22 protein-coding genes and 1 pseudogene are annotated in these 24,878 nt (G+C 42.4%); 6 read left to right on the forward strand and 17 right to left on the reverse strand.

What is annotated here, in order from left to right; translation table 11 throughout:
* Positions 1–120: 120 nt before the first annotated feature.
* The 4 genes from MHI33_RS20310 to MHI33_RS20325 all read right to left on the reverse strand — a co-directional run bounded on the left by MHI33_RS20310 (position 121) and on the right by MHI33_RS20325 (position 4,406).
* On the reverse strand, positions 121–1,578 hold the full coding sequence (locus tag MHI33_RS20310) for a glycoside hydrolase family 32 protein (protein WP_340913426.1): 1,458 nt from the start codon (positions 1,576–1,578) through the stop codon (positions 121–123).
* Between the two features lie 19 nt (positions 1,579–1,597).
* A complete protein-coding gene (locus tag MHI33_RS20315; protein WP_319610116.1) occupies positions 1,598–2,986 on the reverse strand; it encodes a sucrose-specific PTS transporter subunit IIBC in 1,389 nt (462 codons plus the stop codon).
* 255 nt (positions 2,987–3,241) lie between these two features.
* Entirely contained in the window at positions 3,242–4,075 is an 834-nt protein-coding gene (locus tag MHI33_RS20320; protein WP_185108036.1) for a PRD domain-containing protein, read from the reverse strand.
* A gap of 52 nt (positions 4,076–4,127) precedes the next feature.
* The gene (locus MHI33_RS20325) at positions 4,128–4,406 is read right to left on the reverse strand and encodes a hypothetical protein (RefSeq protein WP_044140240.1); all 279 of its coding nucleotides are present in this window, start codon (positions 4,404–4,406) and stop codon (positions 4,128–4,130) included.
* Positions 4,407–4,906: 500 nt separating this feature from the next.
* Here MHI33_RS20325 and MHI33_RS20330 point away from each other — a divergent pair, with 500 nt between their 5' ends.
* A complete protein-coding gene (locus MHI33_RS20330; RefSeq protein ID WP_340913430.1) occupies positions 4,907–7,333 on the forward strand; it encodes a S8 family peptidase in 2,427 nt (808 codons plus the stop codon).
* A gap of 324 nt (positions 7,334–7,657) precedes the next feature.
* On the opposite strand, the pseudogene MHI33_RS20335 reads toward MHI33_RS20330, so the two are convergent.
* From MHI33_RS20335 to MHI33_RS20345, 3 genes and pseudogenes are all read right to left on the reverse strand, one after another.
* Positions 7,658–8,659, reverse strand: a pseudogene (locus tag MHI33_RS20335) (LLM class flavin-dependent oxidoreductase).
* 56 nt (positions 8,660–8,715) lie between these two features.
* Entirely contained in the window at positions 8,716–9,465 is a 750-nt protein-coding gene (nfsA, locus tag MHI33_RS20340; RefSeq protein WP_065097787.1) for an oxygen-insensitive NADPH nitroreductase, read from the reverse strand.
* Between the two features lie 110 nt (positions 9,466–9,575).
* Entirely contained in the window at positions 9,576–10,787 is a 1,212-nt protein-coding gene (locus tag MHI33_RS20345) for an FtsW/RodA/SpoVE family cell cycle protein (protein ID WP_340913433.1), read from the reverse strand.
* A 476-nt stretch (positions 10,788–11,263) separates the two neighbouring features.
* Between MHI33_RS20345 and MHI33_RS20350 the strand changes: the two genes are divergently transcribed.
* The gene (locus tag MHI33_RS20350) at positions 11,264–11,530 is read left to right on the forward strand and encodes a spore morphogenesis/germination protein YwcE (RefSeq protein WP_003215279.1); all 267 of its coding nucleotides are present in this window, start codon (positions 11,264–11,266) and stop codon (positions 11,528–11,530) included.
* A gap of 55 nt (positions 11,531–11,585) precedes the next feature.
* Here the strand turns inward: MHI33_RS20350 and qoxD are convergent, their stop codons facing one another.
* The 8 genes from qoxD to MHI33_RS20390 all read right to left on the reverse strand — a co-directional run bounded on the left by qoxD (position 11,586) and on the right by MHI33_RS20390 (position 20,856).
* The gene (qoxD, locus tag MHI33_RS20355; protein WP_007497818.1) at positions 11,586–11,966 is read right to left on the reverse strand and encodes a cytochrome aa3 quinol oxidase subunit IV; all 381 of its coding nucleotides are present in this window, start codon (positions 11,964–11,966) and stop codon (positions 11,586–11,588) included.
* Position 11,967: 1 nt separating this feature from the next.
* Positions 11,968–12,585, reverse strand: a complete 618-nt coding sequence (qoxC, locus tag MHI33_RS20360; RefSeq protein WP_034321973.1) for a cytochrome aa3 quinol oxidase subunit III — start codon at positions 12,583–12,585, stop codon at positions 11,968–11,970.
* Positions 12,585–14,543 (reverse strand): cytochrome aa3 quinol oxidase subunit I, encoded by a 1,959-nt coding sequence (qoxB, locus tag MHI33_RS20365; RefSeq protein WP_003215069.1) that lies wholly within the window; start codon positions 14,541–14,543, stop codon positions 12,585–12,587. The genes qoxC and qoxB overlap by 1 nt, the downstream gene beginning before the upstream one ends.
* A gap of 27 nt (positions 14,544–14,570) precedes the next feature.
* Positions 14,571–15,527, reverse strand: coding sequence for a cytochrome aa3 quinol oxidase subunit II (qoxA, locus tag MHI33_RS20370; protein ID WP_106066372.1), 957 nt, complete (start codon positions 15,525–15,527; stop codon positions 14,571–14,573).
* Between the two features lie 516 nt (positions 15,528–16,043).
* A complete protein-coding gene (locus tag MHI33_RS20375) occupies positions 16,044–17,126 on the reverse strand; it encodes a M24 family metallopeptidase (protein ID WP_268484308.1) in 1,083 nt (360 codons plus the stop codon).
* Between the two features lie 4 nt (positions 17,127–17,130).
* Positions 17,131–18,651 carry a UDP-glucose--hexose-1-phosphate uridylyltransferase gene (gene galT, locus MHI33_RS20380; RefSeq protein WP_113767857.1) on the reverse strand — a complete coding sequence of 507 codons (1,521 nt, stop codon included), beginning with the start codon at positions 18,649–18,651 and terminating at the stop codon, positions 17,131–17,133.
* A gap of 34 nt (positions 18,652–18,685) precedes the next feature.
* Entirely contained in the window at positions 18,686–19,678 is a 993-nt protein-coding gene (gene galE / locus MHI33_RS20385; RefSeq protein ID WP_340913439.1) for a UDP-glucose 4-epimerase GalE, read from the reverse strand.
* On the reverse strand, positions 19,678–20,856 hold the full coding sequence (locus MHI33_RS20390) for a galactokinase (protein ID WP_445661782.1): 1,179 nt from the start codon (positions 20,854–20,856) through the stop codon (positions 19,678–19,680). The genes galE and MHI33_RS20390 overlap by 1 nt, the downstream gene beginning before the upstream one ends.
* Before the next feature lie 182 nt (positions 20,857–21,038).
* Here MHI33_RS20390 and MHI33_RS20395 point away from each other — a divergent pair, with 182 nt between their 5' ends.
* Positions 21,039–21,884 (forward strand): AraC family transcriptional regulator, encoded by an 846-nt coding sequence (locus MHI33_RS20395; protein ID WP_003214606.1) that lies wholly within the window; start codon positions 21,039–21,041, stop codon positions 21,882–21,884.
* Positions 21,885–21,919: 35 nt separating this feature from the next.
* On the opposite strand, the gene MHI33_RS20400 is transcribed toward MHI33_RS20395, so the two are convergent.
* Both MHI33_RS20400 and MHI33_RS20405 read right to left on the reverse strand, forming a co-directional pair.
* Complete coding sequence (locus MHI33_RS20400) at positions 21,920–22,177, reverse strand: hypothetical protein (RefSeq protein ID WP_003215318.1); 258 nt, start codon at positions 22,175–22,177, stop codon at positions 21,920–21,922.
* 27 nt (positions 22,178–22,204) lie between these two features.
* Positions 22,205–22,588 carry a GtrA family protein gene (locus MHI33_RS20405; RefSeq protein ID WP_243632592.1) on the reverse strand — a complete coding sequence of 128 codons (384 nt, stop codon included), beginning with the start codon at positions 22,586–22,588 and terminating at the stop codon, positions 22,205–22,207.
* Positions 22,589–23,044: 456 nt separating this feature from the next.
* Between MHI33_RS20405 and MHI33_RS20410 the strand changes: the two genes are divergently transcribed.
* From MHI33_RS20410 to MHI33_RS20420, 3 genes are all read left to right on the forward strand, one after another.
* Complete coding sequence (locus tag MHI33_RS20410) at positions 23,045–23,185, forward strand: anti-repressor SinI family protein (RefSeq protein ID WP_003215413.1); 141 nt, start codon at positions 23,045–23,047, stop codon at positions 23,183–23,185.
* Positions 23,186–23,483: 298 nt separating this feature from the next.
* Positions 23,484–24,173 carry a class I SAM-dependent methyltransferase gene (locus MHI33_RS20415; protein ID WP_340913442.1) on the forward strand — a complete coding sequence of 230 codons (690 nt, stop codon included), beginning with the start codon at positions 23,484–23,486 and terminating at the stop codon, positions 24,171–24,173.
* Complete coding sequence (locus tag MHI33_RS20420; RefSeq protein WP_340913444.1) at positions 24,166–24,834, forward strand: glycosyltransferase family protein; 669 nt, start codon at positions 24,166–24,168, stop codon at positions 24,832–24,834. Before MHI33_RS20415 ends, MHI33_RS20420 begins: the two co-directional genes overlap by 8 nt.
* The last annotated feature ends 44 nt before the right edge of the window (positions 24,835–24,878 follow it).

Raw genomic sequence — 24,878 nt, forward strand, 5'->3', positions numbered from 1 at the left:
AGCTCCCTTATTTATAGCATTGCGCTGTTTCTTGTACTTATCAACCGGAAAATTCAATTTCACATCATACTGATCATCACTTGTAGGAGACGTAGACGTTTTCTCTACTTGTTGAGCAGATCATTGACCTGCTTCTCTTTGTAAATGCCATGTTTTTAGTTTAAGCTTTGTTTCATTTCTGCCACTGATCGAGATTGATTTATTTCCCGGGGAAGGAAAGTAACGAGCAGTCAATACTTTTCGGCCTCCGTTTACAAAAATCTCAATTGACGATGCATCGATAAAGATGTGAAGGTCGTGTAATTCCTCTATTGCTACTTCTCGAACTTCTTTTGATCGATCTTCAAATCGATCTCGTTCTAGTGTCAGTTTGCCCTCACCTTTATCATAAATGATACGGGCTGCAGCTCGAATACAGCATTCAAACCCTTTTTGTGTATCAATCTGATCAATGAATAACTCTGCGCTCGTAATATCATCTACAGGAATCGATTGAACGGAGCGTTTGATATGGAAAATATGCTCTTGTTCGTTGGTTCTCATCGCCTGAAGCTCAGTGACTGGCTTTTGAATCAGATGTCCGTCATCATCTAAACGCAGCTCTCTCGGAATGGTGAGGCAGTGTATCCATTGATACGAAATCGTTGGGTGATGCTCTTCTCCTTGATCAGGCACTCCCATCCATCCAATTAAAATGCGTCTGCCTGATTCGTCTAGAAAGGTTTGCTGCGCATAGAAGTCAAAGCCTCGGTCCAGCTCCTCAAACGCTCCGTGCGTATATTGATATGTATGGTCATCCAATCTCCCAACAAAATAGCCTGATTGATGTGTATTATGATATTTTAAGCCATCTGGCTTTAATCCCTGTGGCGACACAATCAATACATCTCGGCCATCTAATTCAAATAGATCTGGACATTCCCACATATAGCCGAAATCCTCTAATCCATTTTTCCCACTGCCTGCAATGATGCCTTGAAACGTCCAATTGTCTAAAGTATCAGAGGTAAACAAGACAAGATTACCTTTCAGGTTCAAGCTTTGTGCACCTAGAACCATGTACCACTTGCCATTTCGCTTCCATACTTTCGGATCACGAAAATGGGCGGTGAATCCTTCTGGCAGCGCCGCCACGACACCTTTTTTATGAAAATGAATGCCATCCTCTGAAACAGCTAAACATTGATACGTCTCGCGGTTCCCTTGTTCATCGCGAACGTTGCCAGTGTACATCACATACATATGTCCATCATCAATGACTGCACTGCCAGAATAACAGCCATTTTGATCAAACCAATCACTTGGCGCAAGGGCGGCTTCCTCGTGCTGCCAATTCACTAAATCTGTCGATGTGTAATGTCCCCAAAATTTTGCGCCGTGTCCCGTTTTGAATGGCTGCCACTGATAAAAAACGTGGTAGACCCCTTTCCATTGAATCAACCCATTCGGGTCATTTAAAAGACCAACTGGCGGCATTAAATGAAAATGCTGGCGATACACATCTTTTTTCACCAAATGCTCATAGTTTCGAATACGTTCTGCTACCTTTTGACGAAGTGCTGCGTCAGTTGTTGTCATGACTGTGACCACTCCTTGATTATTTTTCGATTTCTTTTACTTTGAAGATGATGGTGAGAGTAAATGAAACAGCAACAGCGATTAACATACCAATCACATAATTTACCACATTTTGCACACCAAATGGCGCTGCAATCGCAATCATCGGAATACCCGTTAAACCATAGGCGTTGGCTGCTACCTTTGTGAAGACAACAAATGCCCCGCCTAATGCGCCTCCGATCATCGCGGCAATAAACGGCTTACGATAGCGGAGGTTGACACCGAATATAACAGGCTCGGTAATCCCTAGGAAAGCTGAGAAGGCTGCAGGAAGTGCGATTTCTTTTGTTTTCGCGCGTTTCGCTAAGAAAAAGACCGCCAAGCCTGCTCCGCCTTGCGCTACGTTGGACATCGCCCAAATTGGCAGCAAATAGTTACGCCCAATATCATTCAGCAATCCTGCTTCAATCGCATGGAAGCTATGATGGACCCCTGTGAGCACAATGAGAGAGTAGGCTCCTCCGAAAATGAGCCCTGCTAAGAACCCTGCGTGATCATAAATAAATGTCAGTGCATTCGAAATTCCTGTACCGAGCATTCTTCCAAGCGGTCCAACAGCAATAAACGTCACAAATCCAGTCACAATTACCGTCACAAATGGGGTCACAAGTAAATCAATACTGTTCGGAACCACTTTTCTTAAATTTTTTTCAACAATACACATGATGTACACAGTCAATAATACTGGAATGACTGTTCCTTGGTAACCAAGCAGAGCAATATCAAAATTGAATAAATGCATATACTCTGGTTTCGCATCCGTCAGTCCCCACGGGTTGAGCAGGTTCGGGTGAATCATAATCCCCCCAATAACGGCTCCTAAATACGGATTTCCACCAAACTCTTTCGCTGCACTGACACCAATTAAAATGGGCAAAATGATAAAGGCTGCACTTGAGAACATATCAAGCATTTGAAAAATCGCGGAGCTTGGGTCAGCCCATTTGAAGGCTTTCATCATACCTAAAAGCCCCATTAATAAACCGCTTGCAACAATGGCTGGAATGATCGGTACAAAAATATTTGATAACGTCTTTGCAAAACGTGCAAGTGGATTCATTTTTTGTTTCACTGCTTCATCATGGCTGACAGGTTTTTCTTTCTCGTCGTCTGTCTCAAGGCCGGTCTCACGAGCAAATGGTTCATATACTTTGTTGACCGCTCCCGTTCCAAAAATGATTTGGAATTGCCCCGAGCTTGAGAAAGCCCCTTTTACCCCTTCAAGTTCCTCAATGGCATCTTTGTCAATTAGTTCCTCATCTTTCATCACCAATCTGAGTCTTGTTGCACAATGCGTGGCACTGATGACATTTTCTTTGCCGCCTAATAGTTCTGTTAATTCTTTGGCTGTTTTTTGATAATCCATGTTGTCTCCTCCTTTTTTAAAGCAAAAAAGACCTAAAATTCACTAACGATAAAAGGACATACACGTCCCCTCGTTACGCAAATTTTAGGTCTTGCCTGCCTGACAGTCACAATCCCACGATATCAAGTTTTGATTACGCTTTCATCATAGTATAAGAGCGTGACCTGCGTCAACCTCTTTTTTTCGAATCTATTGACCCATATACACTATTTAGAGTAGTGTGCATAAAAAAAAGCCTGCATGCAGGCACAAACACTAAACCAATTCGGCATCCTGCAGACGCTGGACATGCAGCGTGATGTAGCCGATCTCCGATTCAGGGAGATGAAGTTCATATTCGTTTTTCAACAAATCAGCGAGTCCACGTGCACACCGGTAAGCCAAATCATACTTTGTTTGGATAAAACTCAGCATGTCATCGTCCATGATTTGAAATGCCTCATTTGATTCCAACCTGCCTAATGCATACCTCAAATGTGTCACAAGTCGCTGATAGGAAATACTATCCTCATCAATTGAATGCTGAAAATAGCTTTCTATATGCTCGATCATTTCTTTGATCATCGTTGTATATTTCACGGTCTTTTTCATAGACTCCGTATTCATTTTGGCCGTATGAATATGGAGTGCCACATACCCTGCCTCATCGTCCGGCAGTTCAACCCCGAGCCGCTCCTTTACATAACGAATGGCATACTTCCCAATGTCATATTCCTGCTTATATAAGACTTTGATCTCACCAAGCAATTTATTATATAGCACAATGCCCTTTTGAATACGCTCAATGGCAAAGGATAAATGGTCAGTCAGTGATATATGGATATGATCACTAAGCGGCATCATCAGTTCACCCTCCGCATAACTGATGATATGCTCTGCCACCTCAATATGCGCTTCGGGCAATGTCGCAAGAATTTGTTTGAATTTCTCATTTTCTTCACGCACAACAAAGATTTTCTCTATTTTTTGAACGGGAACGACGTCATTTTTCCCCTTCTGAAAAGCAATTCCGGGACCCATCACAATTTTCTCCTGATCACCCTCCTTTACAATCACTGCATTGTTATTCAATATCTTATATATCTTCAAGGGGTATCCTCTCCCACCAGATAACGTTTCTTATGTGGGATTTTACCCTGTTTCATCTCTCATGTAAAGGTAAGAGCGGACCAGCACGCGCCTCTCTCGTCGTCTTCTCATCAAGCATCATCAGACTTTGCTTAAACGGTTTCTCTGACCTGCGCTTCTTGTTCTTTTCTTCTGCCAGCTTCTCTAGCTCTCTCTCTTTCACCACTTGAAAGAAACGTTCATCCACCGCGGCCGCCTGAAAACGTTGCTGCTTCATCATCACACCAGGATTCACAAGCACATTCATCATGAAACCAAACCATACACTCAACCAGTTTTTGAATTTCCTCACTGAACATCCCTCCGCTTTTCTTAGAATCTAGCAGTTCTAGCAAAACAACTGCTCCTATCATATCCCGAGAAAAAAGAGAGATTTGTCACAATCTGGGTGAAAAAACAAACTAGTTTTCAGAAGTTTTGTTGAAAAGTGCAGAAGTTCATCATGTAAGTGGATGTTTGAATAAAAATTTTATACACACTATATCCAAAAGATAAGCACACCTTATCAACAGGGTTTATCCACATATCAACACCCCATTACTAGATTTTGTGTATGAGATTTTTTTATTTTCCATATATGTATCTAAATAATTGAGTTATCAACAGGAGTTTGTGCATAAGTGAGACTTTATAAACAAAATAGTTCTTTGTGACTATGTAAAATAAGACCATTTTAGTAAAGGAATTGTTTTCAACATATTGAATACTTAATAACGGGCAGTGAATCTTTCCTATTTATCCACAAAAAGAAAGGCTATCTCCCTAAAAACACAGCTAGAAAGGGGAAAATTAATGAAAAAGGTCATCTCTCGTTCTTCTGCTCTATTGTTCTCCACTATTTTTATTTTATCCACATTCTTTACAGGTCAACAGGCTAGTGCCGCTCCATCGAACAAACAGGTGGAACTGGAAAAAGCAGAAATCTTCGGTGAAATCAATGTCAAATCTAGAAAACACACCACTGTCATTGTTGAATTAAAGGAAAAATCCTTAGTTGAAGCCAAACAAGAAGGCAAAGCACAAACGAAAGCCTCCCTCAAAAAATCTCGAACAAAAGTAAAAAATGAAGCACTCAAAGAAATTGATAAAGCGAGTGTTCGTCAAGAATATGAAAAAGTCTTCTCTGGTTTCTCTATGAAACTTCCTGCAAACGAAATTCCGAAGCTGCTCGCAGTTGACGGAGTAAAAGCCGTTTATCCGGATGTTACATATCAAACAGATGAAGTGAAAAAGGAAAGCATTCAGCTTCCAAATGAAGATGTCTCCCCTCTTATGGATAAAAGCGCTCCATTTATCGGTGCTCCAAAGGCTTGGGATGCCGGCTACTCTGGAAAAGGGGTAAAAGTCGCTGTCATTGATACTGGAGTAGACTATACCCACCCTGATTTAAAAGGAAACTTCGGTTTATACAAAGGCTATGATTTTGTTGATAACGATTATTCTCCGCAAGAGACTCCTAAAGGAGACCCTAGAGGCGAATCAACAGACCATGGTACACACGTCGCAGGGACAATTGCTGCCAATGGACAAATTAAAGGTGTCGCAAAAGATGCCACGCTTCTTGCCTACCGTGTACTTGGACCAGGCGGGTCTGGGACAACTGAGAACGTCCTTGCAGGCATCGACCGGGCTGTTACTGATGGAGCAGATGTCATGAACCTCTCTCTCGGAAACAGTGTGAATAACCCTGATTATGCCACAAGCATCGCACTCGATTGGGCCATGTCTGAAGGCGTTGTCGCTGTCACATCGAATGGAAACAGTGGTCCGAACAGCTGGACAGTCGGTTCTCCCGGCACGTCAAGAGATGCCATTTCTGTCGGAGCAACTCAGCTTCCGTACAGCCTTTACAATGTGAAATTCCCGAACTATTCTACTGCAAAAGTAATGGGCTACTACCAAGAGAGTGATTTAAAAGCACTTGACCAAAAACAAGTCACACTCGTCCATTCAGGTATCGGTGACGAAAAAGCATTTGAAGACATCGACGTGAAAGGAAAGGTTGCCGTGATCGAACGAGGAGCCATTGCCTTTGTTGATAAAGTCGACAATGCAAAAGCTGCTGGTGCAATCGGCGTTGTGATGTATAACAACACCGATGGAGAAATTCCAGTCGATGTACCGGGACTTGCTCTTCCAACGATTAAGCTTTCAAAAGCTGAAGGAGCGGCGCTTGTCAAAGCCATTGAGGCTGGAAACAATACAACAACTTTCTCCATTCAATTTGTCAAAGAACTTAGTGAGCAAGTCGCTGACTTCTCCTCTCGCGGACCAGTTGTGGATACGTGGATGATTAAGCCTGATTTATCAGCGCCAGGCGTCAGCATTGTGAGTACAATCCCAACGCATGATCCTTCTCAGCCTTACGGATATGGCTCAAAGCAAGGGACAAGCATGGCTTCACCGCATGTGGCTGGGGTTGCAGCGATCATGAAGCAAGCAAAACCATCGTACTCAACAGAACAAATCAAAGCATTGCTGATGAATACAGCAGAAAAACTATTTGACGCAAACGGCAGCCCATTCCCTCACAACACACAAGGGACAGGCAGTGTTCGCATCATCGAATCACTCCAAGCGTCATCTATCGTTTCTGATGCGAGTTATTCTTACGGCACTTTCTTGAAAGAAAAAGGCGTTCAAATCAAAACGAAGAAATTCAAGGTAGAAAACCTTTCAAAAGCACCGAAAACGTATACCATTGATTACAAATTCGATGGCAGCGGCATCAGCACAAATGGAACGAAAAAAATCACTGTCAAAGGGAATTCCACTGGGTCCTTTACTTCCGCGGTACAAGTGAAATACGGTAAAACGAAAAAAGGAACGTACCAAGGCAGCATTACCCTTCGCGAAAATGGCAGAAAGGTCACAGAGATTCCGACTTTATTGATTGTAAAAGAGCCTGATTATCCTCGCGTCACTTCGGTTTCTGTAGAGCCGGATAACCGTGCTGGAAGCTATGTCATTAGCAGCTATCTTCCTGGCGGAGCTGAAAACCTTGCATTCCTCGTCTACTCGACAGATGGAGAATATTTAGGTGAAGCAGGTGTTTATCAACATGTTGATAAAGGAGAATACCGCGTAAAATGGAATGGCACGATCAATCAAGGTCAAAAGCTCGAACCTGGTGAGTATACAATGCTTGCGTATGCCAGTTTGAAAGGGAAATCCGACACTGTTCAAACGAAGGAACCTTTCGAAATTCACCCTGAATAAACGTGAATCACAAGAAAAGCCTTGCATGAGCGGATATGCTCATCAAGGCTTTTCGATCATATATGGAGGAAAGAGAGACTGATGTTGATATTGCTATGGATCGTTTCTTTTTTTACTGCTTTTTTTCTAACGATCACCTTGGTGTATTTTCTCACCCTTTTCCACGCGAAACATCCTCGTCCTTTTCATCAAGCATGCGAGCTAACGGTCTATGTGTCCTTCATTTACCCGCTTAGTTTGCTGGTGACAGCCGCGTTTATTTTCATCATGATGCTCCTCTTCCCTCTCTACTGGCTGCGTGGACGGTAAACAGACATACATACGTTATGCATCAAAGGCTTCTTTTAATAAACGATACGATGTGAGCCGGTCTTGCATGCGGTGAGTGATGGTCACGGCGATCACTTCATTTGTACGATAAGCCTTCGTTAGTGCCGTCAACTGCTTTTTCACAGAAGATGGCGTCCCAACCACCATCCTTTGACGATTGGCAGCCACTCGTTTTTGTTCATATGGACTATAGGAATAAGCCTGTGCCTTTTCATATGAAGGAAAGCCCCCGAGGTTTTGCCCCTGTTCATTGGCAAGTAAGGATAAATCTAAGCTGACTGCCAGTTTTTCTGCCTGTTCCTCTGTTTCAGCACATAAAACGAAGACCGCCAGACTGACGCGCGGCTCATCACCGAATGCTGAAGGTTCAAACCGGTTGATATATTGCTCTACAGAATCTTCTCCGCCTTCGCCATTGATAAATAGAGCAAACGTATAGCCTGCACCTGATTTCGCCGCAAGTCTTGCACTTCCTCCAGAGGAACCAAGCATCCATACCTCTGGTGCAGTCTCTACCTTCGGAGAAGCGGTTAAATGGGGCAGCGGGTAAAATTCATCCGCTAGGTCGTGTAAATAGACCTTCAACTCTTCTACCTGCTCAGGATATTGATCACCTAGACGTTTTCGTTCACCATGATGAAGAGCTATGGAGGAAATGGGCATACCACCAGGAGCACGTCCAATTCCAAGATCGATTCTGCCAGGAGCGAGGGCTTCAAGAACCCTGAAGTTCTCTGCTACTTTATAGGCGCTGTAGTGGGGCAGCATCACACCGCCTGAGCCAATACGTATATGTGACGTAACGGCTGATAAATGACCGAGAAGCACCTCTGGACTCGACCCTGCAAGCCGATTTGAAAAGTGATGCTCTGATACCCAAAAACGGTGATAGCCTCAATTCTCTGCCTGCTTTGCCAATTCAACCGTTTGCATCAAGGCTTCAGCAGGTGTTGCATCTCCAATTAAAGGAGATTGATCCAGTATACTTAATTTCATCTTACTGCACCTCTTACAGACATCCCCCTCTCTCCATTGAAAGGGGGATGTCTTATTTATTTTCGATTAAAGCCCTTCTCTTTCACAAATTCTCCAAGGAAGGCACGCTTTGGCTGACTAAAGCCGCGAAGCATCTGCTTAGACCAAGTATCTGTTCTCTCTCCGTTTGTTCGTTCTTCATAATAAGATGAAATACGGTCATCGTATTCTTTTATATAACGATCCACATGTGCTTCATCTTGCTGATATGAATTTTCATGATAAATGAGTTCAACTGGCAGTCGTTCCTTTTGTGACGATTGACTCGCTGGATGTCCGACAACCAGACCAAATAACGGCAGCACATATGATGGCGTTTCAAGCAAATTAGAGACTTCTCTCAGTTGATTGCGCAGGCCGCCAATATAGCAGATCCCAAGTCCCATTGATTCTGCTGCTATACTCATATTTTGCGCAGCGAGCGCCGTATCAATGACGCTAATGAGAAAGGCTTCCGTATTCTCAAGCGCCTCCTGATGATTCTTCCCTGCTTTTTTTGCAATATCATCATGGCGTTTCAAGTCTGCACAGAAGACAAAGAAATGCCCATTCTTCTCAACGTATGGCTGATTCCCAGCCAGTTCAGCAAGCTTGGCCTTCTTCTCTTGATCTGTCACACCAATAATACTGTACGCCTGTACATAGCTTGATGTCGAAGCAGCCTGTGCACTTTTAATGAGTGTCAGCACCTCTTCTTCGGACAAACGCTCGTCTGTAAACGAACGGATGGACCGATGATTTAATATCGTTTCTATTGTTTTGTTCAATTCGAAGACCTCCTTCACTTCTACTATCATAAGACAAAAACATATGGCTTTTCAAAAATTAAAATTCGAATGGAAAAAGACAGTCTATGCTTAGACTGCCCTTACCCGTTTTATTTAAATAAATAACTTTGGTATTTCGTTAATTGAACACTTGCATTATAAGCAATCCCGAATCCAATGAGAACAGATAAAACAGAGCTTCCTCCGAAGCTGATAAATAGGAGCGGAATCCCTGTTACAGGCATCACACCTATGTTCATTCCAATGTTCTGGAACGTATGGATCACAATAAGTGCTGTATATCCTACACAAAAGAATGACGCAAATCGGCTATAAGGATGGATACGATCAATCAGCACGACAAGCCGGTAGATCAAGAAGAAGAACATGATCACAACAAACGCACAGCCAATAAAACCAAAGGCTTCTCCTATAATGGAGAAAATCATATCTGTTTGTGCTTCTGGGACATAGACTTTTAAGTTTTTAACCCCATTCCCAAAAATCTGTCCAGCACCAATAGCCATAATGGCCTGGTCTACTTGATATTTATCAGACCCAGACGCATCCTGAGTCTGCGCTTGGTTGGCTGACGTAGAACTATCAGGTAGCCAAGCGGTAATCCGGTTAATCTGATACTGCTGAATGCCGATTGTTTTTGCAACATCAGGGAAAAGTATGATCACGGCTAACACAGCGGCAACTAAAAGCACAACCACAGAACCGATGAGAGAAATCAGCTTCCAATTGACCCCTGATAAAAACACCATCACAACGACAATAAACATACAGACAGCTGCCGTACCTGCATCCTGTAAGAAAATCAGTCCAACTGGAACAGCTGCTACACCGGCAATTTTTAATAATAGAATAATATCATCTTCTAATGTCCTTTTTCCCCTAGGTGTAGACTTTCCAATGACAGACGCGAGCATCATAATCAAACCAATTTTCATGAACTCTGAAGGCTGAAGTGTTCCAACCCCTGGTATCACAAACCAGCTTTTTGCACCATTTTTAATTGGAGCAAAATCATGACTTCCAATTTTTGCAGGAGCAACTTTCAGAAAAAGTAACAACAGGATGCCGCCTATAAAAATATAGAGACTTAGCTTCTCTAATTGCTCCAAATCAAAGTAATTTATGGCTACAATAAATATGACTCCGACCATGTAGTAAATGATCTGTCTGGTCCATGCATTAGATCCATATTGCCCAAATTGACCCGCAGCATAAATTGCAATGACACTGATGGCAAAGAAGGCTAAAAATATAAAAATTAAATCCCCTTGATAGTACGGAGATGTATTCTGCTTGTTCATGAACTAACCACCCTTATTACAAAACATAAAAGCCCTTATTTATATTAGATTGAATTTTTCACAAAAGCAACTCACCTTAAATATGACGGAAGATACATCCGAAAGGTTCCAACCATTTTTCAAAAAATGAAATACTTTTCATCCTAACAATAGGAAAAAATCCCTCTATACTCTTACCATTCAACCGATCATGAGTCCTTTAAAAAGATTATTTTACAGATATTAAGGGGAAAATTCAATGACCTATGTGGCGATATGACAAGCAATTATTAAGCCAGCATAAGCTGTACGGAGTGAAAAGGAAAAAGCCACTTTCTACGGAATAAGGCCCATTTTCCAATTATTGAGTTTACTTCAAAGTCAATTGTGGTATAATACTTGTAACAAAATGTTCACAATATCTCCTAAAAACAGACACAATTGCATCCTGACCTCTCATTTGAATTGAACATCAACTTACAAAGGAGTTGGATACGATGGATATGTTCTTTGCGTACCTATGTATTGCAACGGCTACACCCCTGTTTTTATGGCTTGAAAACAGAAAAATTGCACTAGCTTCTATTCCACCCATTATGATTATGTGGATTTTCTTCGGTCTTTACATGACAAGCAGTTTATCTCCAGCAGGACATACCTTCATGATCGCATTCTTTGCCATTAATGTCATTTTGGCACACATTGCAGCGTTCCTCATTTATGGACTTCCATTCATTCGCAAAAGATTCAGCAGCACCAGATAAATAACACAACATCATGATAAAAACCACTCACCTTTGAGAGATGAGTGGTTTTTTATTATTTCTCTGAATGCTCAGATTGCTTTGGTGCAGAAGGTGAATAACCGTCTTTGCTGTTCTCTCCGTGGCTGTAGTGAGCCGCAAAGATCCAAACAGATCCGATAACGAAGATAATCGCACAAAACAGACCAAACAATGTATTTCCGACTTGAACAGTTCCGTTCTCGCTTTCTGTCATGTGCATAAACATGAATAGCTGCAAGAACGCTTGAATGAAGGCAAAACCAAAGATAATCCATAGTTTTGCAGAACTGCCAATTTCAGCTCCAATGGCAATCCAGAATGCTAAGATGGTTAGCACGATGGATAGGATGAAGCCAACTACGTGTTTCCAAGGGAAGTGTTCGTGCTCTGCTGAGGAATGTGTTTTTCCAGCCATATCACAAAAGCCCCCCTAATCCGATCAAGTAAACAGCTGTGAAGATGAAAATCCATACAACATCAAGGAAATGCCAGTATAGACTTGAGATAAAAATCTTCGATGCTGTTTGTGGAGTTAATCCACGTTTTTTAATTTGGAACAAGACCCCGGTAATCCAGAAGATACCGATGGATACGTGTAATCCGTGAGTTCCTAAGAGTACAAAGAATGCAGACCAATACGCACTTGTATGAATGCTCGCACCCTCATGTACATAATGGAAGAACTCGTAAATCTCAAACCCAACGAAGCCTGCACCTAGAAGCAGTGTGAGGATCGTCCAAATGACAACCCCTTTTGTACTTCCACGGCGCATTTCATGAACGGCAATCCCGCATGTAAATGAACTAACCAATAGCAGGAATGTCATGATCAATACAAGCTTCATATCAAACAGCTCAGCTGGTAAAACGCCGCCAGCTGTTCTGCCATGAAGAACAAAGTAGGTCGCAAAAAGTGTTGAGAATAACACGATTTCCGCGCCAAGGAATATCCAGAAACCAAGGATGTTTAAACGTCCCGTTTCAGACTGATATTCAAGCGGTGCATTTGCATAGCTGCTATCATTATGTCCCATTACTTCTGCGCCTCCTTATTCTTTTTCTCTGTTTCAATCACTTCTTCAACAGGAATATAGTAGCCATCGTCATATTCAAATGAGCGTAAAATCATTGTTGCGAATACACCGATTAAACCAATAACGCCAATCCAGTACCATTCAAATACAAGGCCGAATGCACCAAGTCCGAAGAATGCAGACATGATAAGTGGTCTGCCTGAATTGTGCGGCATGTGAATTTTCTTGAATTCTTTTTCAGGATGAACGTCTACATTGTTTTGCTTCCAATGATGGAATGCATCTGGTGTTGTCACTTCTGGAAGTGCTGCAAAGTTATAATGCGGCGGAATTGCAGAAGATGTCGCCCAGTCAAGAGTACGTCCCTCTCCCCAGCTGTCGCCAGACACTTCACGTTTCGCGTGTCTCCAGCTGTAGTAAATGTTGTAGCACAGGATGATGAATCCGACACCCATCATAAATGCACCAATTGTTGAAATAAAGTTTAGTGCAGTCCAGCCATCTTCTGGTCCATACGTATAAATACGTCTTGGCATTCCTTGCAGTCCTAAGAAGTACTGCGGGAAGAAACAGATGTTAAATCCGATCATGAATACCCAGAAGAACCATTTGCCGATTCTTTCGTTTAACTTGTAACCAAACATTTTTGGATACCAGAAAACAAGACCAGCAAAACATGCAAATACAGTACCTGCGATTAATACATAGTGGAAATGGGATACAAGGAAGTACGTGTTATGGTACTGGTAATCCGCAGCTGCCATCGCAAGCATAACCCCAGTGACACCACCGATAACGAAGTTCGGGATGAAACCAAGTGCCCAAAGCATTGGTGAAGTAAAGCTGATACGGCCTCGATACATCGTAAAGAGCCAGTTAAAGATTTTCACACCTGTTGGTACAGAAATTGCCATTGTTGTAATCGAGAAAAATGAGTTAACCGCTGCACTGTTCCCCATTGTAAAGAAGTGGTGAACCCACACAAGGAAACTAAGAACAGAGATTGCCACAATCGATACAACCATCGCTTTGTAACCAAACAACTGTTTTCTTGAGAACGTCGCAAAGATTTCTGAGAAAATACCGAAAGCCGGCAGGATCACGATATATACCTCAGGATGTCCCCAAATCCAGAAAAGGTTCGCCCAAAGCATTGGCATACCGCCTGCTTCGAGTGTAAAGAATGCAGAACCGAATAAACGATCAAATGTCATAAGTGCTAAAGCAACTGTTAGTACAGGGAATGCGAATACGATGATGACAGACGTGATCAACGTTGTCCATGTAAACATTGGCATACGCATAAGCGTCATACCTTTTGTACGCATTTTTAAAATGGTCACCATGAAGTTAATACCAGTCATAAGTGTACCAATACCTGCAATTTGGAGCCCGAGCAAGTAATAGTTCTGTCCAGGTCCTGGTGAGAAATCATTTCCGGCGAGCGGCATGTAACTCGTCCAGCCTGCACTTGGTGATCCTCCAATGACGAAGGAAATGTTGAACAGCATCGCTCCGACCATAAATGTCCAGAAGCTCAGGTTGTTCAAATAAGGGAATGCAACGTCACGTGCACCAATTTGAAGAGGTACAACGACGTTGATTAAACCAATTAAAAATGGCATCGCCATGAATAGAATCATGATCGTACCATGCGTTGTGAAAATTTCATTATAGTGGTTGGAATCTAAAAACGTATTATTAGGAAGCGCCAGCTGTGCGCGCATCATCAGTCCGTCTACCCCACCGCGGAAGAACATAATCACAGCAGCAAGGATATACATGATCCCAAGCTTTTTATGATCAACTGATGTTAGCCATTCTTTCCAGAGCCATTTCCACTTTTTAAAGTAGGTTAAAACAAACACGATAGCAATGGAAGTAAGAGCGATAGATATTTGCGCACCAAGAATTAATGGGTCTCCAGTTACAAAAAACTCATCCCATTTCAAATGCATAACGGCCTCCTCCTTTCCTTAGTCAGTTTATTCATTATCTAGTTTTCTTTTATAGTTCTTCACATTCTCGAAAGGATCTGTTTTGGAATGCGGAGAAACTGATTTGTAACCTAAACGTTTGCGTGCTTGGAGTGCGTATTCAGAATCCTCTCCATGCTTCGCAAAGGATAAATGTGTTGATGAGAATGTCTGCACATCTGCAGCATCAGGAAGCATCAAGTAGTCATACGTTTTCTTCGTTAACTTTGGTGCTTCTTTTTTCGTTTTGCTTACCCATTTATCATAGTCAGACTGCGTCATCGCATTGACTTTGAATTTTTGCTGAGCAAAGCCCTCGCCTGTGAAGTTGGCGTTTCTTCCTTCATATGTGCCAACTTGATCAGCTTGAAGATATTGTTCCATCTCCATTCCAGCCATCGCATACTTCTCCCCGCCTAGCTGAGGAATCCATAGTGATGCCATTGTATCAGCAGAAGTGATTTTGAATAAAACCGGCTGATCTTTTGGAATGTTTAAGTAGTTCACTGTCTCAATATTTTCCTCTGGATAGCTAAAGATCCATTTCCAATCAACAGCTGTAGCATAAACGACAAGAGGATCTTTATGGCTTGTTGCTTGAGGTGCCTCTTCCAAAGAGTAAATTGTTTTTACAGTTGGAACTGAAAGGGCAGCAACGATTAATATTGGGATCACTGTCCAGACAACTTCTAGAAGCGTATTCCCGTGTATTTCTGGGTTATAAGAGGCGTTTCCAACGTCCTTACGCTCGCGGTATTTAACCAAAATGATGGTAAACAGTACAAATACCGCACCAACGATAAAGAGCATGAATCCGATGGATAAAAGGATTAAGTCTTTTTGTTGTGCTGCGACAGGTCCTTTAGGATCTAAAACAGCGATATTGCTGCAACCTCCTAATACAAAAACACTCACGAGCATCGCTAATAAAAGCATAGGTTTAATGGCTCTGAACAAGAAGATCACCATCCTTCCTTAGATAATGTATAAATTGCTGAATAATTGTGAAAAGCCATCTGCCTTCGAAAACTTTTCTTCCCTTTGTAATGCTATCAAAATCTGTTACAGTTAGCTTCCCTTTTTTCAAAAGTTCATTTATTTTTCAACAGATTTCTATTAAAATGTCATAAATTCGACATAAATTTATATTATTGCACACACAATAAATTTCTAGGATTTTGAAAAGTTGAGAGTTGAAGGCAAAGGACAAACAATCAAGAACTTTGTCAAATTTAGGTTTACCACAATAAAAAAGTTTGGTCAAATTTCAATTTAACTTAATGAAATTTTATCTAGGTAAACAATTTCAAAATAGGTATCCCTACATTTAACAAAAACCTTACTCATTTTAACGCAAGTTCACAAGAAAAGAAAGTATCGATCCTCTGTGTATACGCTGTAAGAATTGGTAATGATGCTGAATTAGTGGAATCTCGCTAAAGACTTCCAGCAAAAAACCGGCTCAGCGCCGGCACTCTGCATTTATTCATCTCTCACTAAGATGTCAGGTCGTCTATAGATCTTCCCTTCATGTTCAATGTCCATGTACGTCCACTTGCCTGTATACGTTAAAAATCGGTTGCCCTCTTTTTCTACAACAATCGTATCCTCTGATTTCAGTCCAGGCAATGAAGGGTTCCATGTAAACACTTGATGAAGCTGAATTTCTTCCTTCGATGAGGGAACAGCAATGATTTCCCTAGATACAAATCCCGTCTTTCCCCCTTGATGAAGCTTTTTCCAGCTATCAGGGAAGCCCTCTTTTTCGTACTGAGCAATACCTGCTTTCAGAACATCTCCTAATGTTCCCCCAGGACGTGTGGCGGCATTCATGACCGTGTCAATTCGTGCTAGACGCTCTTTATTCTCTTCAAGCTCCTTCGGAAGCTGACCAAAGTAAACAGACCTTGTGACATTCGCAACGAGCCCGTGCCGCTCCGCGCAGAGAACAACAAGCGCGTGCTTTTGAAGAGCTTTATCTGTTGGAATCGGGTGACGGTATTGATGGATCCGGTCATCCGTTGCCACAAGCAGGACTTCTATCGTCATCCCTTGTGTAATGGCTCTTTGAGCAACAAGCGAAGCAATCTCGTGCTCGGTCTGCCCTGGAACGATTTCTTGACAGACACTTTCTACAATGACCGCTGTTTCATGACACAGTGTTTCATATTGTCTGAGCTGTGAGGCAGTTAGGATCGAGCGAACATGCGACAAATCCGGTTCGATCCATTCGAATCCATCCATTTGAATGTCCGTCCCAATTCGTTTACCTTTTGTGAGTTCTTGAATGTATGGGGTCTCATCCTCATACCAATCCATTGTGACCACTTGAAACGGATGATCGACGTATGCCATTTCCTCTTCAATGATCCGCTTTTCTTCCATTTGATTCACAATGAGGACGAGGTCGTCTTTTAAGACGAGCAGCTGGCACACGCCCTCTGGCGTATTTAACACAATATGATTCCTTCTTCCGCCTGTCAGCCAGGAGAAGTTATTTCGCTTTTGAATCAAAACACCATCAAGCTGCTTTTCTTCCATTAATTCTCTTACTTGTTCAATCATCTAATCACCTGCCTGTTTGAAGTGTTTGAATAAAACGGTTAAAAGCTGTTTTCCCTTGCTCAGTTCTTTTAAACACACCTGCCTGCGAGAGAATTCGAGAAAAAATAAAGCCAATTTCTTTTTGTAAAATGGTTTCGGTATTGTCCTCTGTAAAGGTGTTCTCTTCAAGCAGCCGCTTCGCCCAAGCCTCGTGCTTCATGATAGCAGGACGGGCTTTGATTTCTTCAAGTGGACTTTCAGATAGCAAAGCCTCTTTTAATTGGCTTATTTCCTCTGCTAATCTACCAGGAAGCACAGCAAGGCCCATGACTTCAATTAATCCGATATTCTCTTTTTTAATATGGTGGACTTCTTCGTGCGGATGGAAAATGCCGTCCGGGTGCTGCTTGTTTGTACGGTTATTACGAAGCACTAAATCTAATTCATAGTCATCCCCGTGGCGCCTCGCAATAGGTGTAATGGTGTTGTGAGGTGTCTCTCCTGTATGAGCGATGACCCCCACCTCTTCATCTGAATACAGTTTCCACTCATGTAAGATAAAGTCTGCTGCGTCTGCGAGCGACTTCCGCTCACTGCTTCGAAGGCGGATCACAGACATCGGCCATTTCACAATGCCAGCTCGCACATTTGGAAAGGCTTTGAGAGAAAAGACTTCTTCCATCTCTGCTTTCGCCATCGGAAATTCATGCGCACCGCCCTGAAAATGGTCATGACTTAATATACTGCCTCCAACAATCGGAAGGTCGGCGTTCGATCCAATGAAATAGTGCGGGTATATAGATATGAAGGAAAGCAGTCGTTCAAAGGTCTTTTTGGTGATGCTCATTGGCTCATGTTTGCCTTTGAACACTATACAGTGCTCGTTGTAATACACATAAGGTGAAAATTGCAGAAACCACGATTCATCTGAGAGTGTCACAGGAATAATCCGGTGATTCTGTCTCGCTGGATGGTTGATCCGCCCCTCGAACCCAACGTTTTCTTTACAAAGGAGACAAAGAGGGTATTGCTTTTGACTGAGCTTCTTCCTTTCAGCGATGGCTTTGGGGTCCTTTTCCGGCTTCGATAGATTAATGGTGATCTCCAGCACACCATCATCTGTTGGTGTAAACCACTGTACATTTTTGGCGATCCTGCCTGTATGAATGTAGTGGGCATGCTGTTGCATCTCATAGAACCAGCTTGTAGCTGCCTTCGGTCCTCCCTGCTGACGTTTTTCCTCAAACTTCGCATTGATGACACTTGGAGGTGCCACCAAGCAGCCCATGATTTTCGCATCTAGTAAATCACGATACGTATCCGTCCCCTCAGGAATAAGTCCTGTTTCTACTGCCCAATCGAGCATCGGCATTAAGATGTTTTCAAGGTCTTCTTCTCCTGAGACTGTTCTTGCTTCCGCTTCATCGAGCCTGAGTACCTCAAGCAGTCGATTTCTCGTATATTCGATATCTAGTGATGTCATTAGCTCTTTATTGATCCCATATTGAATCAGCTGTTCCAGCTTTTCAAAAATATCAATCGCCATTCCCTCTGTCCCCTCTCTTGCCTGCCTTTACGTTTTATTCACTTTGGTAACCATCTGGATGCTTCTGAAACCAATCCCACGCACTCTGAATGATCGTGTGAAGGTCAGCATTTTGAGGTGTCCATCCCAATTCTTGCAGTGCTTTTTCAGAAGAAGCAATCAGCTTTGCTGGATCTCCCGCGCGTCTTTTTGCCACTTGTGCCGGGATGGTATGCCCCGTGACTTTTCTAACAGCTTCTACGACCTGCTTCACGGAGAACCCTGTTCCATTCCCTAAGTTGTAGGTCGCACTGCCTTTTCCAGCACGCAGCCGGTCAACAGCTAAGATGTGTGCCTCTACTAAATCCATCACATGAATGTAATCTCTAATACATGTGCCATCCTCTGTCTCATAATCATCACCATAAATCATCATTTGATCCCGTTTTCCTAAAGCAACTTGCAGAATAATTGGAATGAGATGCGTCTCAGGCTGATGATCCTCTCCGACAAGTCCTTCTGTATGGGCACCAGCTACATTAAAGTAGCGAAGTACCACGTACTCTATTCCATACGCTTGCTCAGACCACTTCAGCATTTTTTCAATCGCTAGTTTCGTTTCTCCATAAGGATTCGTTGGGTTCGTTTCATCCGTTTCAACGATCGGCACCCGCTTCGGTTCACCGTATGCAGCAGCAGTTGAAGAAAAGACGATGTGTTTCACATCAAATTCATTCATGACATGTAGTAAAGCAGTTGCTCCGCCGACGTTGTTGTCATAGTACTTAAGCGGATCTGTCACACTCTCCCCGACGAGTGAATCTGCCGCAAAGTGCATGACCGCTTCTATTTGATGCGATTTGAACACCTGTCTTAAAAAGGCGTGATCTCGTAAATCACCCTCCTCTAAGACAGCTCCTTCCAAAACAGCTTCTTTGTGGCCTGTCTGCAAATTATCTACTACCACTACTCGTTCGCCTTTCGCTAGAAGAGCCGCCACCGCATGACTGCCTATGTACCCTGCTCCTCCACAAACTAAAATTGTCATCACACTTCCCCCTTTGTGAGTTCTCTTGCGCCGCCTCCAATTCCAGCTGTGTAAAAAGAGGCTTGAATACCTGTTTTCTCCTGATAAATCGCACCTGTTTCTTCTATAAATGAGTCCAGCAGCTCTTCTTTCACAATGCTGATCGTGCAGCCACCAAAGCCTGCACCTGTCATACGAGAGCCTATCGTCCCAGGATGAAGCCAAGCAGCTTCAGCAAGTGCATCTAGTTCAAGTCCAGTCACTTCATAATCATTCTTTAAAGAAAGGTGAGAGGCCTTCATGAGAGCACCTAGTTCTTCCATTTTATCATCTTTCAGAAAATTTACTGCTTTCATGGTCCGCTCGTTTTCCGTCACCACATGTCTTGCACGTTTACGGCACGTGTCCTCTATAATCAAGTGGGCATGCTGTGCAAATTTTTCCGCAGTGAGCTCACATAAATGCGCAATGTCGATTTCTTTTCTAAGGTCGTTTAAAGCAGATTGACACTCTGACCGGCGTTCATTGTATTTGGAGTCAGCCAGCGCCCGCTTTTTGTTTGTATTCGCAATCACAAGCGCTAGCCCCTCTTGCCGAAACGGACTATATTCAAAGGCAAGGGTGTCACAATTGAGCAAAATGGCGTGATCTTCTTTTCCAAGGGCAATCGAAAACTGATCCATGATCCCGCAATTGACACCAATAAATTCATTCTCTGCACGCTGTGAAAGAAGGGCAAGACGGACATTTGAAACGCTGAATGAATACCATTCATTGATGAGAACAGCGGTGACAAGCTCTATGGAGGCAGAGGAAGACAGACCTGCGCCATTTGGAATATTGCCGCTGTACACAATGTCAAAGCCTTCTTCTATCTTCATTCCTGCTTCTATAAACTGTTTGAACACACCCTTCGGATAATTTGCCCAGCCGTCCGATTCTACGTAAGCGATTTCAAAAAGATTGAATTCTTTCACACCATCACGATCAAAGTTCAAGGAATACATTCTCACGCGACCATCTGACCGCTTTGCACAAGCAGCATACGTCCCGAGAGTAAGCGCGCATGGAAACACATGTCCTCCATTGTAATCTGTATGTTCACCAATCAAGTTCACTCTTCCTGGGGCAAAAAAATAGCGAAGTTCTTCTCTATCTCCAAATTGCTGGTGAAATGCCGCACGTAACGTATCGATCATATCCATTCCCCTTTTCTCTTCTGATACTTTTTATTTTAGTTGTCCCAGCAGCATCAGTTCAATGGTAAAAAAATCGTTAAAAAATACCCTTTTTTTGCTGTGAATGGTACGATGTGATATGAGGTGTAACATGATTCTAAATAGAAAAAGGTTGTTTTTTGCTGTGAAGGAGGGTTTCCAATTTGAAGAAAGAAGCATTTGCATTTCGTTTTCACCATTCTGATGTGACATTGCCAGCACAAATCTGGTCTGTTGGCTGGGAAGTTCAATCTTCTTCGTTATATAGCTGGAATGGCGTGGAGCGGAAGGATCAGGGCAAGTGCATCTTTCAGCTCACACTGTCTGGACATGGCATGATTGAAATCGGAGAGAAACGTTTCAAAGTATTGCCGGGTCAGGCCTTTCTCGTGAAAAGCCCAAGTGCCTACCAATATTATTTTCCAGAAGACAGTGAGCATTGGGAATTTCTCTATTTAACGCTTTACGGGGAAGCCTGCGATCTTTGCTTTGACCAATTTATTGACCAAGGAAAGCAGGTCATGCGTTTTCATCCGAATTCCAGACCGATCCGCCTGCTCAAGACCATTTATGATGAAGCCAGTGAAAGACGGATTACCAATCCATTTGAGGGGTCTAGCCTTGCTTATCAATTTGTCATGGAACTGTATTCATATTTGCCAAAGCTTGAGGGACAAATGGAGAAATGGCCCGAGCCCATCGTTCAAGCGGCCTTGTTTGCCAGCCATCATTTTCACGAGGAAATTGGCCCGGACGATATGGCAGCTGCGGCACGTTTATCCAAAAGTCATTTTACGAGGGAATTCAAAAAGGCCACTGGCTTCACACCTATTCACTATCTAACCAATATTCGGTTAGAAAAGGCGGAAACGTTACTGAAAACAACAAAATACTCGATTGAAGAAATCGCCATACAGTGCGGCTACAGAAATGCGAATTACTTGAATAAAGTCTTTCGAAAGAAAATCGGCATGTCTCCAAAGCAACTGCGGGAAACAAGCGATGCATAATAAAAAGCAGCCGCTTTCACAATTGGCTGCTTCTTTTACGCTTTCGTCAGGTCAACATGAATTCTCCCTTGTCTTAAAACAATGGTCATTTGCGTGTCAGGTGTCATTAAGTTTTCCAAAATGTCCGTTGCTGTTTGAAGCGCAATGTCCATTCGGTTGATCTTTTCCTTTTCTTGTTCCGAAAACGCTTCAGGATGTGCGGTCATTTCTTTGACTAGCCTCAGCACTTGTTCATGCTGCTTTTCTGTTTGTTGATATATGACATCATATAATTCGTCTGGCCTGCTGCTCATTTCACATCACCTATCTTTTTTCATGTGTTAAATCGCATCTTCTTTTGTTTTCTTGAAGACGAACCATTTACTGGCGACATAATTCACGACCACAATCACAAAGTTGACAAGAATTTTTGCGACAGTTTCATTGAGCGCCATTTGGGTCACAAATAAAATCATCAGCCCTAGATCTACACCTAGAGACATGAGACGAACACTAAAAAATGAAGAAAGCTCACGAATAAGGCTTTTCGTATCACGAGCCTTTTGTTTGAAGACATACTTCTTATTGGTGATATAAGCAAAGAGAACAGCAAATACCCATGAAACAACTGTAGCTGTTTTATAATCCATGGAAAACATCTCAACGAATAAGTAGAAGCTGACTATGTTGACAATGGTTGTACACACACCCATCACAAGATACATGACAACTTCTTGATACTTTTGAAAAAGGCTATACATGTCTTTCTTCATTCCTTCTTGGTGGTTTCTGTTTCTTTTAGAATACCATCTTGAGAAGAACTTCCCAAACGAACAATATGTACGTCCTGCACAGATGAAATTTGTTCTACTCGATGGCAAATGTCAACCTAATTGGTTTATATAAGCCAAATGATTTAGGTCTTTTTCATTATTTTAATTTATAATCTTTTAACTGACTTTACAATTGTTTATTATTAGAAGTAAGAAATCAATATTTATGGGTTTTTTAGTCATTTTTTTAGGAACGTGGTAGGTGATAGATTTTACAAAATAGGTTAAATGTCATCATTTTTCGACAAAATCTATTTTGCGCTGTTTTCATCCACACGTACAGTTACTAGACGGTTTGTTCAAGTCATTGGTTGCAGATGAATATGTCTTATTGAACTGGAGGATATTATGGATACGCAAGTGAAAAGAAGAGTTGACGAAGAGTGGGTTTATTTGATTCAGGAAGCGAAAAAAATTGGACTAGCCATCGAAGAAATACAAGCTTTTTTAACATCCAACGGTGATCAGAAGATGATAAACAAACCGTAAATCAACGCCGTTATCCTTTGTCTTTCAGACTGCTTTGGCTAAAAGTTCTGACTTGTCAATTGACCTTTTAAAAATCCTTTCATGACGATACGCTACAGTAGAACACCCCTTCATACCAATCCCTTCCACTCATGGGGTTCTGTCTTTCTATATTAGGAGGACAGTCCGTTTCCCGTTCTTTATATGATCCCTTTTTAGCCACCATTCATAAAAATTGTTCTTCTCTCGTTATAAAACCAAGCTCTCCACCCATATATTAAGCATGAAAACAATGAGAAAGCAGAAAGGTGGGTAGAGCGTGAGTTCAGATTCCCTTTCCTATTATCACCAAAAAAAGGATCAGTATTATCATGGCGTGAACCCGGTCATTGTCAGCCGTATTCGTGAGGAATGGACGTCTTTATTGGATATCGGATGCGGCACAGGCAAGCTTGGAAAAGTCCTGAAACAAAAGGGCCGGAACATTTATGGAATTGAATCGTTTGAGAGTGCAGCAAAAGAGGCTGAGCAAGAGCTAGATCATGTGCTATGCGGAAATATTGAACAGATGACGCTCCCTTACGAACAGGAACAATTTGACTGCATTATATTCGGAGATGTCCTTGAACATTTATTGGACCCGTGGGCCGTTTTAAAGAAGGTCAAACCTTTCCTTAAAAAAGAAGGAGCCATCCTGTCATCCATTCCGAATATCGGTCACATATCAACCGTTTTAGAATTATTAGCCGGCAGATTCACTTATACAGATGCAGGATTAATGGATCAAACTCATTTACGTTTCTTCACCCTCCATGAAATTCATGCACTCTTTCATTCAGCAGGCTTCCGTATTCGCGAACTCGAAACCATTCGCGTACAGCATCCTTCCTATGAGAGCGTAATGATTGATTTACATGAATTACTCATGAAGCATGGCATTCGTTCAGATTTTCATGAGGCCGCTACCGCCTATCAGTATGTGGTTGAGGCGGTTCAGCTTCATGAGTAACCCCACCATCCTGTTTGTTTTATGTGTAAATGATGAGGCCATGTTTCAGGCTTGCTTTCGGCAGCTCGCTTCACTTCCTGCTCCCCATGGATATCATGTGGAGGTACTGCCAATTAGACATGCATCCAGTATGACCTCTGCTTATAATGAAGCCATCACTCATCCAGCTCAGTTTAAAATTTATCTTCATCAAGATACCTTGATTGTCAAACAGCATATGCTGCTTGAGTTGATCCCGCTTTTTTTACAGCATCCATCACTTGGGATGATTGGGGTCATAGGTGCAGAAAGCGTGCCTGACAATGGGATTTGGTGGGAGAGTTCTGATTGCAGGGGGAAAGTCATTGAATATCGTCACAACACCTATCAGCTGCTTTCGTTTGAAAGTGGTCGTCAACAGGCAGAAGCGCAAGATTATATGAACGCTTCGGCGATTGATGGTCTTTTCATGGCGACGCAATATGATGTGAAGTGGCGTGAGGACCTCTTTGATGGCTTTCATTTTTATGATGTTTCGCAGTCCTTTGAATTCGTCCAGCAGGGCTATGAGGTTGGAATTGCGAGGCAAGAAGAGCCTTGGTGCATCCACAAATGCGGAGATCATTTTGATGCGGAAGCGTATGAAAAAGCGAGACAAACATTTCTTGCAAATTATCGGTAGAAAGCACCCTTTTCGGGTGTCCAGAATGTAGAGAAACTCATGTT

This window comes from Bacillus sp. FSL K6-2971, from assembly GCF_038006405.1.
Lineage (GTDB): Bacteria > Bacillota > Bacilli > Bacillales > Bacillaceae > Bacillus > Bacillus pumilus.